Raw genomic sequence first — 17,250 nt, forward strand, 5'->3', positions numbered from 1 at the left:
CTCATCTTTCTCTGTGCTTCAGGACCTCGGCGAGGCTCGGCGCCTCGCGGTCCCGTTGGGACATCAGTGCAACCGGCAGCGGCCAGGGAATGGCGAGCTCCGGGTCGTCGAAGGCGATGGTGACGTCCTCGGTCGGATCGTGCGGGCGGTCGATCCGGTACGAGGTGTCGGCGGTGTCGGTCAGTGCCTGAAAACCGTGCGCGCATCCCGCGGGAATGTAAAGAGTTGGCTGTGATTCTCCTGTGAGTTCAAAGGAAGTCCAATGGCGGTAGGTCGGGGAATCCGGCCGCAGATCCACGACGACGTCGAAGACCCGCCCGTACGAGCACCGCACCAACTTGGCCTCGCCCGCGCCGGATCGCAGGTGCAGACCGCGCACCACGCCCCGGACCGAGCGGGACAGGCTGTCCTGGACGAAGGCGTCCGGGTCGAGGCCCACCGAGCGGACCACGTCGGCGTCGAACGTGCGGCAGAAGAAGCCGCGTTCGTCGGCGTACGGCGTCGGTTCGAAGAGGAACGCGCCGGTGATCTCCGGGACTTCGGTCGCTTTCATGGAGACTCCTGGCGGGCGTGAGCATGGGTGTGGTCGGTCGCGGGGAACACGGCCGCGGTCAACGAGCCGAACTGGTCCCGCAGTTGGCGGGCGGCGGCCAGGTTCCGCTCGGCGAGGGTCCCCCGTAGCTCGGCCGATCGCTTCTCCAGCGCCCGGAATTGCTCCAGCAACCGGTCGGCGTCGACCTCGCGCGCCGGGTGGCAGTACGCGCCGAGGCCCATCCGGTCCATGAGCGCGTCGCTCTTCGCCGCATAGCTGAGGGCGAGCACCGGTGTGCCGGTCTTCAGCGCGCAGATCAGGTTGTGGTAGCGGACCGCCACCACGGTGTCGGCGGCGACCATCTCGTTCATCAGGTCGTCCAGGGAAGTCGGTTCGGCGGCGGTGACCAGCGGTGAGTCGACCGCGTCGAGGATCGCGGCGACCACCGTGGCATCGCAGCGGTCGCCGGTGAGGAGCCGGACCGGTCTCCCCTCCTCGACCAGCGTGCGGACGAACCGGATCGTCCCGTCGAGGTAGCGCCGGTATATCTCGTCGGCCCGGGCGCGGTCGTCGTTGCCGCCGTGGAAGTCCATGACGCCGACGCAGACCGTGCCGGGCGGGCCCGAAGGCATGCTTGTCCGCGGCGCAGGCAGGGAGAACGCGAGGTCCGGGTAGACCTCGTCGCGCGCGGTGTCCACGCCCATCGCCCGCATCGCGTCCCGGGACTGGGCGTCCCGGTACGACCGGTACGCGGCCAGCCGCCCCGACCAGCGGACCAGGGCGCGGGTGGGCCGGTTGCGGATCTCGGCGGCGCCGACGCTTACCAGCGCGACCCGGGTGCGCATCAGCCGGCCGCTCGCGCAGAGCAGGAACAGCGAGTACGGGAAGCCCCACGGCCGTAGCGGCAGGGTGGCCTCCAGGACGCCCATGCCCGGCACGATCACCACGTCGTGCTTCCGCACCCAGGCGGCGGTGCGGAAGATGTCGACGAACTTGCCCAGACCCTTGGACGCGATCGAGCCCGCGCGTGACGCGGTCCGGTACTCGGCGCGGTTCCAGTGCATCCGGGTGGCGGGGATCCCGAACCGGGCCGTCACGGCCTCGGGTCCGCCGCACAGGGCGTCCACGACCGCGTCCGGGTGGTCGGCGCGGAGGTATGCGAGGACGGCTTCGAGCGATCCGTCGTTGCCGAGGTTGCCGGAGCCGAGCAGGCCGAACACCCCGACGCGCACCGGCCCTTCGGGCGCTGACGTCATGCGCGCCTCCCCTCGCGGCCGGCGACGAGGGCGTCGACGGAGACCGTGAGCTGGGCCGGGTCGACCGGGGCGCGGTCCTCGACGCGCTCGCCTGCGCCCGGCCGGACCCGGCTGGTCATCCAGGAAGCCAGGTGGCGGTAGCAGGCGCGCCGGTCGGCCGGGGACAGCGGTGCCCGCCGGATCGCCGAGGCGAAGCCCCAGATGTACTCGGCGAGCAGGCGGGGCGTCGGGTGCAGCGCGCCGGCCCGGCGCGGGTCCAGGTTGACGCAGCGGGCGCGCTTGGAGGGGTTCGCGCGTTCGGCGCGGGTGGGGTGGTCGCGGCGGAAGTAGAGGAGTTCCGGGACCTGGTGGAAGCGTCCGTGCAGGGTGATCTCGGCGACGAACGTGCGGTCCGCGTGGTGGTAGCTGTCCATCGGTTTCACCCGGCGCAGCACGTCGGCTCGGATCACGCCGTAGAAGTCGTCGCCGCCCGGCTCGAACAGCAGGCTGCGGAAGCGGTCGGGTGCGTGCGGGGAGTCGGTGGCGAGCGTGTAGTCGTAGGGCACCGTCACCTGGCCGTCGCCGTCGATGACCGCCTGGTCGGTGTGCGCGAGGATGACGTCCGGCCGCTCGTCCAGTGCTTCTATGCAGCGCGTCAGCAGGTCGCGGCCGTAGAGGTCGTCGTGCGAGGCCCACTTGAAGAGTTCGCCGCGGGACTCGGCGAAGACGTGGTTGTGGTTCGGCGTGGCGCCGATGTTGCGGGGCAGCCGGAGGTAGCGGATGCGGGAGTCCTGCGCGGCGTACTTGCGGCAGATGTCCTCGGTGGCGTCGGTCGAGGCGTTGTCGGAGACGACCAGTTCGAAGTCCTCGTAGGTCTGGCCGAGGAGGGCGTCGAACGACTCGGCCAGGTACTCCTCGCCGTTGTACACGGGCAGGCCGATGCTCAGCCGCGGTCGGTCGGTCATGAGGTCCTCACTTCGGGGATGGGATCGCGGTGGCGCTCGCGCAGGGCGGAGCGCAGTTGCAGCCACCACACGGCCGAACCGCTGATGGTCGCGGCGGCGACGCCCCAGGCCGAGCCGGCCGTGCCGCCGAGGGCAGCCCCGCCGAGCCCGCCGCCGACGTAGCAGGCGGAGGCGAACAGCTGGCATTTCAGGCTGCGCCGGGCCGCGCCGAGCGCGCGCAGTCCGGCCGCGGCGCCGGTGCCGAGGCCCGCTCCGGCGACGCTGAGGGTGATCTGCACGATGAGGTGCGAGGAGGAGTGCCAGACGTCGCCGAGCGCCAACTCGCCGAACCTGCCCGGCATCAGCAGCAGCGCCGAGCCCCAGAGCAGCGCTCCGGTGGCCTGTCCCCCGCCGAGGAAGAGGCAGAACCTGCCCAGTCGGTGCGGGGCCTGCCGCAGCACGCGTGCCGCCTCGGGGACGGTGACCAGGGACAGCCCCATCAGTACCGCGAGGAAGGGGCCGAGGAGGAGTTCGGCGCCACGCACCGCGCCCACCGCGCTCACTCCGACGATCGCGCCGAGGCCGTACGCCCGGAGCTGGCTCGCGCCGCTGAGGCTGACGTTCTCGACCAGGTACCGGTAGCCGAGATCGCGCTGTTCGCGCAGCCACCCGCGGGCCTGTGCGGTGCGGGGCCGGATGCCGGACTGGACGCAGCCGTACCCCGCCGCCACCGTGGCGGACGCGCCCCAGGCGAGCACGAAGGCGGCCACGGTGCCGACATGGGCCGCCACCACCATGGCGGGGATGAGCGCGATGCCCCACACGATGTCGTTGACGAACGCCTTGCGCCCGTCGCCGGCGGCGAAGAAGGAGAACCGCCAGGCGTCCTGGAGCAGCAGCCCCGGCATCATCAGACCGAGGGCGGCGAACGCGGGCCCCACCCGGCCGCCGAGCCCGAGCCCGGCCGCCAGGCACAGCACTCCGAGGGCCGTGCCGACGCAGAGCGCGGTACCCGTCGAGCGGGCCACCGCCCCGCGCCAGGACGGCTCCGGTACTCCGCTGAAGCGCACCACGAGCGGGTCGGTGGCCAGGCCGCGGGAGACGTTGAGCACCACGCCATAGGTCACCCAGGCGAGGCTGAACACGCCGAACGCGGTCACGCCCAGCGAGCGGGCCACGTAGATGCCCACCGCGAAGTTGCTGATGCTGGAGGCCGCCTGGTCGGCCAGTCCCCAGGACAGCCGCCCGACGAGGGCCCGCTTGGCGGACCGGGCGGGTCTCGCCGTTGTCCGAGGATTCTCCCCGTCGGTGGTCATCGGCGTCATGTCTTGATCAGCCCGGCCTCGTGCAGCGCACCGGCCGCGTCGGCGACGGTGTCGAACGGCAGCCCGGACCGCTCGGCGACGTCCAGCAGACTGTGCTCGCCGTCGGACAGGTTGAGCACCCAGAGCATGGCCATCTGGGCCTGCTTGGTGTCGCTGCGCCCGCCGAGCGCGTCGTACAACCCGCGCCGGCCCAGCTGTGGTTCGCCGTAGGGGCTGAGGTTGAGGTACCGCCGGTTGCGGTCGAGAACGGCGAACGCCTCGCGGCAGACGGCGAGGGTGTCCGCCATCGCCGTCGGGGAGACGTAGTCCAGGTTGTCCGCCGAGGTGTGGTACTCGGGGTAGCCCGCGTACGGGGTCCGGGTGAGCGAGCCCACGCCCAGGTTGAAGCCGGGCGAGCAGTACTGCCGCTCGTCGTAGCCGTACGGGGTGAACTCGTTGACCTGGTGCGGGCGTTCGGACGCGGCCAGCACGTGCCGCAGCACCCGGTCGATCTCCGCGTCACCGCGTCGGCTTTGTTTGTACGTCAGTTGACCCGAGTCGCCTGCGCAGGCCAGCACCAGCCCGTGCTTGACCCGGTCCACCCGTTCCGCGTTGCGGGCCAGCCAGGTGATCGCCCCGATGGTGCCGGGCGCGTAGATGAACCGGTAGGTGTAGTACGGCGTTTGCTCCGCCAGCGCGCGGGCGAGGAACGTCGCCACCGCGATGCCGGCCAGGTTGTCGTTGGCCAGCGACGGGTGGCAGGTGTGGCAGGAGACGATCACCTCGTCGGCGACCTGTCCGGGGACCACGTGCTCGGCGTACGTGAGGTGCCCGTCGGCGAGCGTGGAGTCGATCCGTACCTCGTACTCGCCGTCCGGCAGCGCGTCCAGGGTCTCCTGGGCCAGGCAGAAGCCCCACTCCGGCTTGTAGTAACTGGTGCGGTACGGCACCCAGTTCGGCTGGTCCGGCAGGGTGTGCAGGTGGGCGCGCAGCTCGGACAGGGGCATGGTCCTCGCGACCGGCACGCTGTAGCCGAGGACGTGCAGGCTGGACGCGGCGAAGTCGACGACCCGCCGGCCGGTGCTGTCGGCGATGTACGCGTCCCGGATGTTCCACTCCTGCGGCACCGTCCAGTCGAGGACCTGTGTCCCGGTCGGCACCTCGTGCACCTGGAGCGGGAGGTACTCGCCGACGATGTCCAGGGTGGCGCGCACGCCGTCGCCGGTGATGCTCCGGCAGAGCGGGTACAGCCGCTCCACCAGGCCGTACATTTCCTCGCCCGTGTCGGTCATCGGCGCCACCGCAGGGTGTCGTCGACGGTGCCGGCCTCGGTCGCCGCGCGCAGCACGGCGAGGCGGGTGAAGCGCTGCTCGAAAGCCTCCCGGGTCAGGTCGAACTTCCGGTAGGCGTCGGCGAGTTCGAGCGCGCCCTGCTTCACCGTCCACTCGCAGTCGAAGCCGGGGATCGCGTTGCGGAAGCGCGAGAAGTCCACCCGGTACGAGCGCGGGTCGGCGCCGTTCTCGCCGGTGATCACCACCTTCGCGCCGGCCACCGCCTCGGCGACCTGGTCGGCGATCTCGGCGACCGTGACGTTGTTGATCTCGCTGCCGATGTTGAACGCCCGGTCGTGCACCGCCTCGCGCGGTGCGGTGAGCGCGGCCGTGAAGGCGCGGGCGATGTCGGCGGCGTGCACCAGCGGGCGCCAGGGAGTGCCGTCGGAGAGCACCAACACCTCGCCGGACAGCAGCGCGTGGCCCACCAGGTTGTTCAGCACGATGTCGGCGCGCAGCCGGGGCGAGTAGCCGAAGGCGGTGGCGTTGCGCATGAACACCGGGGTGAAGTCGCCGTCGGCCAGCGCGTGCACGTCGTCCTCGACCCGCACCTTCGACTCCGCGTACGGCGTCACCGGGCGCAGCGGGGCGTCCTCGGTCACCAGGCCGTCGCCGCCGGAGGCGCCGTAGACGGAGCAGGTCGACGCGTACAGGAAGCGCCGAACTCCGGCGTCACGGGCCAGCTTTGCCAGGCGTACGGACGCGTGGTGGTTGATGTCGTAGGTGAGTTCCGGCGCCAGCGATCCCAGCGGGTCGTTGGAGAGGGCGGCCAGGTGGATCACGGCGTCCACCCCGGCCACGTGCTCGGGGGTGATGTCGCGCAGGTCCACCCGTACCCCGGGCGGGTCGGCGGGCTGCGGACCGAGGACGGAGTCGGCGAACAGGCCGGAGTCGAGGCCGACGACCTCGTGTCCGGCGGCGGTGAGGATCGGGGCCATGACGGTGCCCAGATAGCCCTGGTGTCCGGTCAGTAGTACGCGCAAGGTGTTCAACCCCCCAGGTTGAGCGTGAGTTTGGTGACGGCGAACGCCTCGGCGTATCGCGCGTGGCATTCGATGCCGCGGATCCGGGCGAGGCCCAGGAAGGCCTCCCGGTCGTACCAGGGCCGGTGTCGCTGCGAGGCGTAGTGCTCCTGCAGCAGCCGCACCTTCTGTTCGGCGGTCTCCGGCGACAGCGGCTGGTACGCCGCCATGCGGCCGAGATCGCCGTCCCACTTGACGATCTCGTAGCCGAGCACGAGGTGGTCGCGGAACGCGGTGGGTATCAGCTGGGCCAGGCCGCGGTGGTCCTGGTGCGCGTCATCGGTACGCGGGGCCAGGATCAGGTCCGGGTCGGTCCGCTCGCGCAGTTCCTCGACCGCGGCCTTGGCCTCGTCCCAGTGCGTGGGCAGCCGGCCGTCCGGCAGCTTGTGCACGGTCAGCCGCAGGTCGGCGCCCGGGCAGAAGGCGGTGAGCGCGGCCTGCTCCTCCTGCTCCCGCTCAGTGCCGCCGCCGGAGAGCACCAGTGCGTCGACGCGGATGCCGGGCCGGGCCTGGCACAGCGTCAGCAGGGTGCCGCCGGCGCCGATGGCGATGTCGTCGCAGTGGGCGCCCACGACGACGATCCGGTCGAGAGGACCGGCTCCGAGCCTGATCACGCACGCACCTCTGCGCTGTCCCGCTCCCACACGGCCCACGGGCGGTCGCCCCGGGTGTAGGCCTCGTCGAGCGCTGCGCGCTCCTTCACAGTGTCGGTCGGCTTCCAGAAGCCGCGGTGCTGGTGCGCCACCAGCCGTCCGCGCTTGGCCAGTTGGGCGCATCCGTCGGCGACCAGGTCCCCGTTCTCCGGTATGTGGTCGAAGACCTCCTGGCGGAGCACGAAGTAGCCGCCGTTCTCCCACAGCGGCATGTCACTCACCGCAGTGATGCCCCCTACGAGGCCGTCCTCGCCCAACTCCACGCAGTGGAACGAGGATTGTGGCGGTACGACCATCATCGACGCCCCGGCGTCGCGCTGGGCGAACCGGTCGATCATCTCGGGCAGCGGGGCGTCGGTGAGCACGTCGGCGTAGTTGGCGAGGAACATCTCGTCGCCGTCCAGATGGTGCCGCACCCTGCGCAGCCGCTCCCCGATCGGTGACTCGATGCCGGTCTGCGCGAAGGTGATCGTCCAGTCGGCGATGTCGGTGGACAGCAACTCGGTGCGCCCGCCCCGCAGGACGAAGTCGTTGGACGCCGTCTCCTCGTAGTTGAGGAAGAAGTCCTTGATGTGGTGCGCCCCGTAGCCGAGGCAGAGGATGAACTCCTTGTGCCCGAAGTGCGCGTAGTAGCGCATGACGTGCCAGATCAGCGGGCGCGGCCCGACCATCGCCATCGGCTTGGGCACGTCGTCGGAGGTTCCGTTGCGCATGCGCATCCCGTAACCGCCGCAGAACAGGACGACCTTCATGCCGTGACCTCCTTCAAGACGCCCTCGACAACGCTCAGTTCCGGGATCGGGAAGACCAGCCGGCCGCCCCACTCGTGCACGAACGACAACTGCTCGACCAGCTCGGCCCGCAGGTTCCACGGGAGGACGAGGACGTAGTCCGGCTTGTCGGCGGCTATCTGCTCGGGCGGCAGGATCGGGATGCGGGTGCCCGGGGTGAACCTGCCGTGCTTGTACGGATTGCGGTCGACCGTGTACGTGAGCAGGTCGGGCCGGATGCCGCAGTGGTTGAGCAGGGTGTTGCCCTTGCCCGGGGCGCCGTAGCCGACGACCGTCTCGCCGCGCTCGGCGGCGTCGATGAGGAACCGCAGCAGATCCCGGCGCACCTTGGCCACCCGGGCGGAGAACTCGGTGTACCCCGACAACTCCTGCAAGCCGGCGGCCTTCTCCCGGGCCAGCACGTCGGCCACCCGCTGCGACGGCTCCCCCGCCACCTCGGCGGGCCGGGCCCACAGCCGGATGGAGCCGCCGTGCGTGGGCAGCAACTCGACGTCCACGAGGGCGAGTCCGCCGCTCGCGAGGGCCCGGATCGCGGAGGCGACCGTGTAGTACTGGAAGTGCTCGTGGTAGATCGTGTCGTACTGGTTGTCCTCGATCAGGGTCAGCAGGTGCTGCACCTCGATGGAGACCCAGCCGTCGTCGGCGACCAGCGCGCGCAGCCCCTGGGTGAAGCCGACGACGTCGGGGATGTGCGCGTACACGTTGTTGGCCACGACCAGGTTCGCCGGGCCGTGCTCGGCGCGGACGGCCGAGCCGGTGTCGGGGCTCAGGAACGCCGTGTGCGTGGGCACCCCCGCCTCCCGCGCCGCGGCACCGACGTTCACCGACGGTTCGATGCCGAGGCAGCGGATCCCGCGGTCCACCACATGTCTCAGCAGGTAGCCGTCGTTGCTCGCGACCTCGACCACGAAGGCGTCGGGACCGAGCGCGAGGCGCTGTACGGCATCGGCGACGTACGTGCGCGCGTGTTCCACCCAGGAGGTCGAGAACGAGGAGAAGTACGCGTACTCCTTGAACGTCTCCTCCGGCGTGATCAGCGGCGGGAGCTGCGCGAGCCAGCAGTCGGTGCAGACCCGCAGGTTCAGCGGGTACGTCTGCTCCGGCCGGTCCAGTTGGTCCGCGGCGAGAAAGCTCTCACACGGTGGTGTCGCTCCAAGATCGACGACGCTCGTCGTCGCTTCCGAGCCGCAGAGTCGGCATCGTGTCATCTGCTGTCCCCATCCCCCCTGCTCGCGCGGGTGTCCCCGCCGCGAGCCAGTGCTGACCGACCCGCGATCGCGGTGCGGTACTCCTCCAGCAGGCGCTCCAGGCCGACGGCCGGGCTGAATCCCTGCTCGTAGCGGCGCCGGGCCGCCTGCCCCATCTCCCGGTTGCGGGCCGGCTCGGCCGCGATCCGGCGTATGCGGGACGCGAGCGAGGCGGGCTCGCCCGGCCGGTGCAGCAGCCCGGTGACGCCGTCCTCGACGAGTTCGACGAAGGCGCCGTGACCGGCGGCGACGGTCGGCACCCCGGCCGCCATCGCCTCCACGACCACCAGGCCGAACGCCTCAAGCCACGTCGAGGGAGCCACCACGGCGACCGACCGCGCGATGGCCTCCCGGCACTCCGCCGCGTCCAACAGGCCGACGTAGCGCACGTCGTCGCGGCCCGCGGCCCAGGCGGTCACCTCCGGCTCCAGCGGCCCGGTGCCGGCGATCACGAGCGGTACGCCCACACCGCCGCCCGCCGCGATCTCGTCCCACGCGGTCATGAGCAGCCGCACGCCCTTGGCCTCCGCGAGCCGGCCGAGATACAGCACATGCTCGCCGTCACCCGTGCGGCGACTGCCCGGCTCCGGCACGAAGTTGTGCTTCACCGCCAGCCGCTCGGCCGGCATGCCGGACCGCACCAGGACGTCACGCTGCGCCGCGGAGATGCAGAGGAACCGCTCCACGCCGGACCACCAGCGCCGCCGGTTGACCGACAGGCTGACCGCGAGCGGCACGGTCGCCAGGCGGGAGTTGCGGTAGCAGCCGTGCCGGACGGCGGGCAGCGGCGTCGAGCCGACGCACTCGGTGCACGGTCGGCCGTCCCGCTGGAGTGTGCCGGGCGGGCAGACCTGGGTGTAGTTGTGCAGCGTGGCGACGGCGGGCACATCGGCGTCGGCGCAGGCGGCGAGCACGGCGGGCGACAGGAGCGGGAAGACGTTGTGGACGTGCACCACGTCCGGCCGCTCGGCGCGCAGCTTGGCGGCGAGCTCCGTACGTACGGCCGGGTTCCACGGCACCAGGAGCGGCACCGCGACCTTGCCGAGGAGGGAGCGGGCGCCGATGTCGTCGCTGCGCCGCTCGAACACCTCGACCCGGTGGCCGGCCGCGCGCAGCAGCTCCACCTCCTGGTCGACGACCTTGTTCTCCCCGCTCGGCTGCGCCGAGTTGTAGCGGTTGTGCACCACGAGAACGTGCATGCTCACTTCGCCTCCGATCTACGGGCCCAGCGCGGGACGTGCCGTCGAGGGGCTTCGGGCAGCGCGAGCGGAACGGCCCGGGCGGGTACCGCCAACAGCGAGGCGGCCAGGGCCAGATGGAGCAGATACGGCGAGGCGTCGCCCAGACCGGCCTCGGTGTACGAGGCGATCGCGCAGTAGCTGATCAGGAAGATCGCGCAGGCCCGCTGCAACGACGGCGGGCGCAGCAGCGCGACGCCGCCCAGCACGGCGATGATCAACGCGACGAGGGTGACGCCGATCAGACCCTGCTCGTTGTAGACGGCCAGCCAGCTGTTGTCGATCGGCAGCCCGCCGAAGGACTTGTCGCCCAGGCCCACGCCGAACGCCTGCTGCGCGGCGGACCGGGGCTCGGCCAGCAGGGCGTTCCAGACCTTGGCCCGGCCGGTGAGACTGGAGAAGTTCTCCTGGCTCTGTCCGCGCAGGAACCAGGTCTGCAGCGCTGAGGCGAAGCCGACCGCGGCCACCGTGGAGATCAGCACCGCCCAGGTGAAGAAGCGGCGGGCCGCGGCGCTGGTCAGGATGAGCGAGCCGATCGCCAGCGCCAGCCCGAGGAGCAGGCCGAGCGTGGCCGTCCGGGTGTGGGTCAGCGCGAGCAGCACCAGCGACGGCACGATGACCAGTACGGCGCTGGTCCGGTCGGTCCGCCTGCCGATGACGAGCAGCGCGGTGAGCCCGATGATCACCGCCGCGTACTGCCCGATCTGCGGCGGGGTGAGCGGCCACAGCGCGCCGACGAGGCGTCCGCCGTAGAGGCCGGGCAGGGCCTTGCCCGGGGAGACGAGCAGGCCGAGGGCCACCGAGCCGAGGACCGCGAAGTAGGCCCGGATGTGGTAGCGGACGAACGTGAGACTGCCGTCCCACCAGCGGCTGAGCAGCCACAGTGTGCCGACGAAGAGAGTCAGCCGGAAGCAGCGGAACAGCGCGCCCATCCCGGACTCCAGGCTCGCGCTGGCGATCACGCTGGACACCAGCAGCAGGGAGAGCAGCAGTACATAGGCGCTGGCCCTGATCCGCACCCGCTGGTTGACCACGAGCGCCAGCGTGAACGCGGCGACCAGCGAGCCCATCGTGACCATCTGGATGAGGGAACGGGGCAGCGGGACGATGGTCTTCGCCCCGGCGGAGCCGAGCGTGTTGAGGACCAGCAGTCCCCACACGATGCCGACGGTCTTCGGTGTGCCGGCCGGGCGCGGTGCGGCGCCCGGCCGCGTGCCGACCGTGTCCGGTCCGCGCGTCGGGTTCTCCCCCATCTCAACCACCGGCCTGGAGGTCGAGGGTGCTGCCCTTGTCCTGCAGATACGGCGCCGCCTGCCACTGCCCGAAGTCGAGCACCCGGCTCTGGTCCTCGGCGTCGAACTTCCACGGTCCGACGTAGACGTTGTCGTGCCAGCGGTTGTGCTGCTTCTCGGTGATGGCGTCGGCCACCTGCTCGCCCTTGTACGGCGACCAGTCCGGATAGGTGCCGTAGTTGGACAGCACGGCCATGCGGTCGCACATCTCCGTGCACTTGACGACGGACTCGTCGAGCACGAAGCGGTTGTCGTGGATGTCCACCCGCTGGGTCTTCCACCGGCAGTCGGAGTAGAGGGGTGCCTTGGCGATCGCCGGTCGCACACAGGTGCTCGTCTTCTTCACCAGCAGCGTGCAGTCACCGGACGAGGTGTTGGCCGGGCTGTTGCAGAACCGGTCGGCGTTCTCCCACAGGGTGATCCCGGACCAGTTGTCCTCCAGCACGTTCCGGTAGATCTCGATCTTGTCGGTGCGGGCCTTGACCCTCGGTTCGCCGCCGGACTCGGACAGGTAGACGGTCGCGTACGGGAAGTTGTCACCGCCGTCGGCCGCCTTGCGGCCCTCGACCCAGTTGTTCCGCCGGATCGTGTTGTCCCGGATGACCGCGTTGTAGCTGGTCTCGTAGATCAGCGCGGCACCGTCATTGGCCTCGATCACGTTGTTCTCGATGCGGAAGTCGTTGTTGTTGGTGTCCGCCCACAGCCCGGCGCCGCGGTTGTCGTGCACCCAGTTCCCGCTGATCTCCGCGCCGTCGACCTCCCAGAACTTGATGCCTCCGGTGCAGCCGCAGCCCTCCTTGCGCCGCTCCCAGTCACCGGTGTTGTTGCCCGTGATCTCGTTGCCCTCGACCACCAGGCCGGTGATACGGCCGTTGCCCTTGTAGGCGTTCATGCCGTACTGGCCGTTGTCGCGCAGGCAGTCGGCGCGCACCTGCTGGCGGGCACCGGCCATCAGCCCGGCGCCGGAGTTGTCCTTGATCGTCGAGTGTTCGATGACCCACCCGTCGGCCGAGTCGTGGTTGACCACGCCCTCGTCCTGCGGCGCGACGAATCCCCGCACGGTCAGAAAGCGGATGGTGACATCGGCGGCATTGCCGGTGAAGGCGTACTGGTTGACCTTCCGGCCGTCGAACACCGCGCCCGGCGCACCGATGTAGTGGTCCCCCTTCTTGGGGATGACCTGGGCGTAGCGGTCCCGCTCCAGCTTGTGCGTGCCCGGCTTGAGCCAGAACGTGGTGTTCGGGGGGCTCTTCTTGGTCTTCGCCGCCAGGTCGCCGACCACCTTCGGGTCCACGGTGACCGCGCCCGCCGGTGCCTTCGCCGGCCCGGCGGCGGGGTTGGCGCACACCCGGGCCACGGACCGGGCGGCGGACGTGGACGTGGACGGCGCGGCGGTCGGCTTCGTCGTGGCCGGGGCGCTCGACGTGCTGTCGCAGCCGGTCGCCGTCAGCAGGGCCAGCGCCAGCGGTGCCACCGCCAACGCCCAGGGCCGCCTGTTGATCCTCACGCGCCCCCCTGGCCGCGGAACCCGAGCACGGTGGTGAACTCGCCCGCGCCGTCGGCGAAGCCGGTGCCGATCAGCGTGGTGGTGGGTTCCTTGCGCCCGAATCCGGCGGAGTACCAGCCCAGCGGCGGGTCCGTCTCGCCGCGATGCGCCTGCCAGGACAACTGCGCGGGCAGGTCGAGCACCGCTGAGCGGTCCTCCCCGTCCCGGGTCCAGGTGAGCACGGCCCGGTGCCCGGCCAGGTCCGCGGCGATCGCCGGGCCGAGGTGGAACGCCAACCGCACGTCCCGGCGCGGGCTTTGCCGGCCGCGGACCTCGTCGACGATCCTCAGCTCCTGGCTCTCGGCCGTCAGTTCCACCCGGCGGCGGTGCGTCGAGCCCTGGTAGCCGTCGTGCTCGGCGGCCCAACGGGCCACCCCCGCACCGGAGTTGTCCACGTCCAGGACGCGGCTGCGGGCGTGCCGGGTCCACAGGAACGGGCCGCCGGAGACGGACTGGTCACCGCCGTCCAGTTGCAGCGTGTTGTGGCCGAGGGTCGACCGGAAGTACTGCCGCCATGCGGGCTGTCCGTGGTAGCAGTACGTCCCCGGGTCGGCGAGCACATCCACCCCGTCGTGCCGGACCTCCACGGACAGCGCGTCGGCGTGGGCGTGCGCGGCGATGGACAGGAAGCCGTGCGGACCGCCGTCGCAGCGGCACCAGATCTCCTCGGGACCGCGCAGGACGGTGAGCCCCGCGTCGGCGAAGCGGTCGGGCCTGGTCGCCGGGCGGGCGGTTCCGTCCTTCGCGTACGGCCGGACGAGCGCGGCCAGCAGCGGGGTGCGCACGTCGGTGCCGGTCACCGTCGGCCACCAGGCGAGCCGGCCGAACACGGCGTCGCCGGTGGCCAGCAGCGAACCCCAGCGGTCGGTGCCCGCGCCGTCCACGACCAGACCGAAGCCGTCGTCCGCGTCCCCCTGGCGGGGCGGACGCAGCCGGTTGTCCACGACGGCCGCCAGCGCGTCGGTCATCCGCAGCAGTACCAGCCGGAGCGGCTCGGGGACCGGCACGTCGGCGGCATCCGCCTCGGCCACCGCGGCCAGGCCGAGTTCCAGGACGAGTCCGTGATATTCGGTGGCCAGCTCGCGGTTGAGGCCGGAGTCGAAGGTGTTGGCGCGCAACTGCCGCTCCAGCGACCGCAGCGCGCCGGACCGCCAACGCACCGACGACGGGAACCAGTTGAACGCGCAGGCCGCGGCGAACTGTCCGGCGGTCTCGGCGATGACGTGGTTGTTCGCCGAGGATCCCCGGCTGGGGAAGGCGGCCAGCCAGCGCTGGTGGTGCCAGATCTGGTTCAGCGCCACCGGGTTGTCCTCGAACAGCTCGGCCGCGCCCGGCCAGCCGTCGAGCAGCCGCCGGATCCACACCCAGGACAGCAGCCGGATGCCCAGCTCGATCCCACTGATCCAGTGCACGCCACGCAGCGGTGGGTTCGCCTTCCACCACGACCGCAGGTGATCGGCCACTCGCTCGGCGTACCGCTCGTCCCCCGTGACCGCGTAGGCGGCGGCGAGCACGGTGAGGTACTGATGCCGGGACAGCTCCCAGATCTGCTTGATGTCCCCGACCACGCCCTCGTTCCGGTACGGCACGTCGAAGGCGTAGCCCCAGGGAGCCCGGCGCCCGGTCTTCGGGTCGCACCACCAGTCCGGGTCGTCGAGGTCGTCGCGGACCACCCCGAAGAACTCGACGTGCCCGTACATCAGCCGGTCCGCCTCGGCGACGAGCCGTTTCGCGGCGTCCGGCGGCACCGAGGCGATCGCTCCTTCGGGCAGGACCGCGGTGAACCGGGCGCCGGTCACGCTCGGGGAGTCCGGCCGCGCCGACCGCCAACGCCGCCTGCGCACGGCGTCGCCCGCCCGGCCCGCGACCTCGCGCGGTCCCATCCGGGACAGCCGCCGCAGGTACCAGCCCGCGCTCATGGTCATGGCGTCCTCGTCAGCGTCACCGGCGCGTCGCCGGCCAGGCCGGTCTGTACGGCGAGGGTGGCCGCCGTGGTGGCGACCAGCGACTCCAGCGGCACCGGCATCGGTCCGCCGGTCCGAACCGCCTTGATGAACGCGGCCAGTTCGGCGTTCTGGCCCTTGTCCCTGGCCTTGGGCAGCCGCGAACTGACCCACTTCTTACCGCCGTAGACCGAGGCACGGACGAAGTCGTCGAGCCGCAGCACCTTGCCGTCCGCGACCAGGTCCAGCGTCTCCTTGGGGAAGCCGGGTGCGCCGGTGGTGACGTAGCTGATGGTGGCGGTGGACCCGTCCGGGTAGCGCAGGACGACCTGGAGGTCCTCGTTGCCGGGCGCGGCTGTCGCGTAGACGGAGACCGGGTCGGCGTCGAGGAGCCAGCTCGCCGTGTCGATGAAGTGGCCGCCCTCGCCGGCGAACCGCGAGCCCTCGGCGCCCTGTTGGAGGTACCAGCTGCCGTGCTGGAGCTTGCCCGCGTTGACCAGGTAGCGGAGGCTCGCCGGACCGGTCCGGGTGCCGAAGCGGTTCTTGGCCTCCTGGAGCAGCGGCGCGAACCGGCGGTTGAAGCCCACCTGTAGCCGGTCGTTGCCGGACTCCTCCACCGCCGCGAGCACTCCGGCCAGTTCGTCCTCGGTGAGGGCCAGGGGCTTCTCCACGAACACCGTCTTGCCGGCCAGCAGTGCCTGCCGGGTCAGTTCGGCGTGCGAGCTGTGCCGGGTGACCACGAACACCGCGTCGATGGACTTGTCGCCGAGCACGGCGTCGAGGTCGGTGGTCGCCTGGGCGAAGCCGAACTTCCGCTGCGCGTTGGCGGCGGACAGCGCCGTCGTGGTGACGACGGTCGACAGCTCGACGCCCTCGCGCTGTGAAAGGTGCGGCAGCAGCATCGACGTCGCGTAGTTTCCCGCGCCTACGAAAGCGAGCCGCACCGGCGTCTTGGCGGATCGGGCCGGGGCGACGGTCGTGCCGGTGCGTCGCACCTCGGGCACGGATACCTCCGGGGCCGCCGACTCCCCTTGTTCCGCCGCTTGTTCGGGGTAGCGGAACAGCACGGCAACGGCTTTGAGGTCGCCGTCCTTCAGGCTCCGGTAGGTCTCCACGGCGTCGTCGAAGTCGGCGATGTGGGAGACCAGGGGCTCCACGTCGACCCTGCCGCGGGCGAGGAGATCGAGGAAGCACGCCAGGTTGCGGCGCTCGGTCCAGCGCACGTAGCCGATCGGGTAGTCGCGTCCCTCCAGCTCGTACGACGGGTCGTAGCGCCCGGGGCCGTAGGAGCGCGAGAAGCGGACGTCGAGTTCCTTCTCGTAGTACGCGTTCCACGGCAGGTCCAGGCGGCACTTGCCGATGTCGACGACCCGGCCGCGGTCCCGTGCGAGCCGGGCGGCCAGCTCGACGGGCTGGTTGCTGCCGCCGCCGGCGGCCAGGAACACCTGGTCCACGCCGTGGCCGTCGGTGAGTTCGGCGACGGCCGCCTCCACGGCCGGGGACGCGGGGTCGCCGCAGGCCGCGGCGCCCAGGCGCTCGGCGAGTTCGCAGCGCGTCGGGTCGGGGTCGGCGCCGACCACGCGGACTCCCGCGGCGGTGAGGAGCTGCACCACCAGCTGCCCGATCAGGCCGAGGCCGATGACCAGTGCCACCTCGCCGAGTTGCGGCTCGCCCTGGCGGACGCCCTGCATCGCGATCGAGCCGACGGTGCCGAAGGCCGCGTGGCGCGGCGCGAGTCCGTCGGGGACCGGGGCGTAGAGGTTCTTCGGCACCCAGTTCAGCTCGGCGTGCAGCGCGTGCTCGTTGCCGGCGCAGGCCACGAGGTCGCCGACCTTCACGTCGTCGATCCCGGCGCCGACCTGCTCGACCACCCCGCACAGCGAGTAGCCCAGCGGCGTGTAGGAGTCCAGCTTGCCCATCACCTTGCGGTAGGTGGCGGGCACCCCGTTGGTGGCCACGCTCTGCATGACCTTGGCCACCTGGTCCGGCCGTGAGCGGGCCTTGCCCAGCATCGACATGCCGGCCTCGGAGACCTTCATGAGCTCGGTGCCGGTGGATATCAGCGAGTAGGCGCTGCGGACCAGCACACCGCCCGGCTTGCACCCCGGTACCGGAACGTCGAGCACCGCCAGCTCGCCGCTCTTGTAGTTCTGTACAACCTGCTTCACCAGA

14 protein-coding genes are annotated in these 17,250 nt (G+C 71.3%); all 14 read right to left on the minus strand.

All coding sequences use genetic code 11. The features are described 5' to 3' along the window. Position 1 precedes the first annotated feature (1 nt). Genes rfbC through SPR02S_RS37360 form a run of 14 tightly spaced genes read right to left on the minus strand, consistent with a single transcriptional unit; the run spans position 2 to position 17,246 of the window. Entirely contained in the window at positions 2 to 553 is a 552-nt protein-coding gene (rfbC, locus tag SPR02S_RS37295) for a dTDP-4-dehydrorhamnose 3,5-epimerase (protein WP_019062121.1), read from the minus strand. Next, the gene (locus tag SPR02S_RS37300; protein ID WP_019062122.1) at positions 550 to 1,788 is read right to left on the minus strand and encodes a polysaccharide pyruvyl transferase family protein; all 1,239 of its coding nucleotides are present in this window, start codon (positions 1,786 to 1,788) and stop codon (positions 550 to 552) included. The genes rfbC and SPR02S_RS37300 overlap by 4 nt, the downstream gene beginning before the upstream one ends. Further along, entirely contained in the window at positions 1,785 to 2,732 is a 948-nt protein-coding gene (locus SPR02S_RS37305; RefSeq protein WP_019062123.1) for a glycosyltransferase family 2 protein, read from the minus strand. The genes SPR02S_RS37300 and SPR02S_RS37305 overlap by 4 nt, the downstream gene beginning before the upstream one ends. Then, positions 2,729 to 4,036 carry an MATE family efflux transporter gene (locus SPR02S_RS37310; RefSeq protein ID WP_019062124.1) on the minus strand — a complete coding sequence of 436 codons (1,308 nt, stop codon included), beginning with the start codon at positions 4,034 to 4,036 and terminating at the stop codon, positions 2,729 to 2,731. Before SPR02S_RS37310 ends, SPR02S_RS37305 begins: the two co-directional genes overlap by 4 nt. Further along, a complete protein-coding gene (locus SPR02S_RS37315) occupies positions 4,033 to 5,316 on the minus strand; it encodes a DUF4910 domain-containing protein (protein WP_019062125.1) in 1,284 nt (427 codons plus the stop codon). Before SPR02S_RS37315 ends, SPR02S_RS37310 begins: the two co-directional genes overlap by 4 nt. Further along, the gene (locus SPR02S_RS37320; RefSeq protein ID WP_019062126.1) at positions 5,304 to 6,329 is read right to left on the minus strand and encodes an NAD-dependent epimerase/dehydratase family protein; all 1,026 of its coding nucleotides are present in this window, start codon (positions 6,327 to 6,329) and stop codon (positions 5,304 to 5,306) included. The genes SPR02S_RS37315 and SPR02S_RS37320 overlap by 13 nt, the downstream gene beginning before the upstream one ends. Before the next feature lie 5 nt (positions 6,330 to 6,334). Then, positions 6,335 to 6,982 carry a PIG-L deacetylase family protein gene (locus SPR02S_RS37325; protein WP_019062127.1) on the minus strand — a complete coding sequence of 216 codons (648 nt, stop codon included), beginning with the start codon at positions 6,980 to 6,982 and terminating at the stop codon, positions 6,335 to 6,337. Next, the gene (locus SPR02S_RS37330; RefSeq protein ID WP_019062128.1) at positions 6,979 to 7,773 is read right to left on the minus strand and encodes a sugar phosphate nucleotidyltransferase; all 795 of its coding nucleotides are present in this window, start codon (positions 7,771 to 7,773) and stop codon (positions 6,979 to 6,981) included. The genes SPR02S_RS37325 and SPR02S_RS37330 overlap by 4 nt, the downstream gene beginning before the upstream one ends. Next, positions 7,770 to 9,020, minus strand: coding sequence for a class I SAM-dependent methyltransferase (locus SPR02S_RS37335; RefSeq protein WP_019062129.1), 1,251 nt, complete (start codon positions 9,018 to 9,020; stop codon positions 7,770 to 7,772). The genes SPR02S_RS37330 and SPR02S_RS37335 overlap by 4 nt, the downstream gene beginning before the upstream one ends. Next, positions 9,017 to 10,258: a glycosyltransferase gene (locus tag SPR02S_RS37340; RefSeq protein WP_026151205.1), complete on the minus strand. Its 1,242-nt coding sequence runs from the start codon at positions 10,256 to 10,258 to the stop codon at positions 9,017 to 9,019. Before SPR02S_RS37340 ends, SPR02S_RS37335 begins: the two co-directional genes overlap by 4 nt. A 2-nt stretch (positions 10,259 to 10,260) precedes the next feature. Then, positions 10,261 to 11,550, minus strand: a complete 1,290-nt coding sequence (locus SPR02S_RS37345; RefSeq protein WP_019062131.1) for a membrane protein — start codon at positions 11,548 to 11,550, stop codon at positions 10,261 to 10,263. Between the two features lies 1 nt (position 11,551). Then, positions 11,552 to 13,096, minus strand: coding sequence for a right-handed parallel beta-helix repeat-containing protein (locus SPR02S_RS37350; protein WP_086021689.1), 1,545 nt, complete (start codon positions 13,094 to 13,096; stop codon positions 11,552 to 11,554). Beyond that, complete coding sequence (locus tag SPR02S_RS37355) at positions 13,093 to 15,060, minus strand: heparinase II/III family protein (protein WP_019062133.1); 1,968 nt, start codon at positions 15,058 to 15,060, stop codon at positions 13,093 to 13,095. Before SPR02S_RS37355 ends, SPR02S_RS37350 begins: the two co-directional genes overlap by 4 nt. Further along, positions 15,057 to 17,246, minus strand: coding sequence for a bi-domain-containing oxidoreductase (locus tag SPR02S_RS37360; protein ID WP_019062134.1), 2,190 nt, complete (start codon positions 17,244 to 17,246; stop codon positions 15,057 to 15,059). The genes SPR02S_RS37355 and SPR02S_RS37360 overlap by 4 nt, the downstream gene beginning before the upstream one ends. Between the last annotated feature and the right edge of the window lie 4 nt (positions 17,247 to 17,250).

Source organism: Streptomyces prunicolor NBRC 13075 (assembly GCF_000367365.1).
Taxonomy (GTDB): domain Bacteria; phylum Actinomycetota; class Actinomycetes; order Streptomycetales; family Streptomycetaceae; genus Streptomyces; species Streptomyces prunicolor.

Bases quoted from the DNA above. Each gene is read 5' to 3' on its own strand.
- rfbC (WP_019062121.1), bottom strand. From the start codon at position 553: ATGAAAGCGACCGAAGTCCCGGAGATCACCGGCGCGTTCCTCTTCGAA.
- SPR02S_RS37300 (WP_019062122.1), bottom strand. From the start codon at position 1,788: ATGACGTCAGCGCCCGAAGGGCCGGTGCGCGTCGGGGTGTTCGGCCTG.
- SPR02S_RS37305 (WP_019062123.1), bottom strand. From the start codon at position 2,732: ATGACCGACCGACCGCGGCTGAGCATCGGCCTGCCCGTGTACAACGGC.
- SPR02S_RS37310 (WP_019062124.1), bottom strand. From the start codon at position 4,036: ATGACGCCGATGACCACCGACGGGGAGAATCCTCGGACAACGGCGAGA.
- SPR02S_RS37330 (WP_019062128.1), bottom strand. From the start codon at position 7,773: ATGAAGGTCGTCCTGTTCTGCGGCGGTTACGGGATGCGCATGCGCAAC.
- SPR02S_RS37335 (WP_019062129.1), bottom strand. From the start codon at position 9,020: ATGACACGATGCCGACTCTGCGGCTCGGAAGCGACGACGAGCGTCGTC.
- SPR02S_RS37340 (WP_026151205.1), bottom strand. From the start codon at position 10,258: ATGCACGTTCTCGTGGTGCACAACCGCTACAACTCGGCGCAGCCGAGC.
- SPR02S_RS37345 (WP_019062131.1), bottom strand. From the start codon at position 11,550: ATGGGGGAGAACCCGACGCGCGGACCGGACACGGTCGGCACGCGGCCG.
- SPR02S_RS37355 (WP_019062133.1), bottom strand. From the start codon at position 15,060: ATGACCATGAGCGCGGGCTGGTACCTGCGGCGGCTGTCCCGGATGGGA.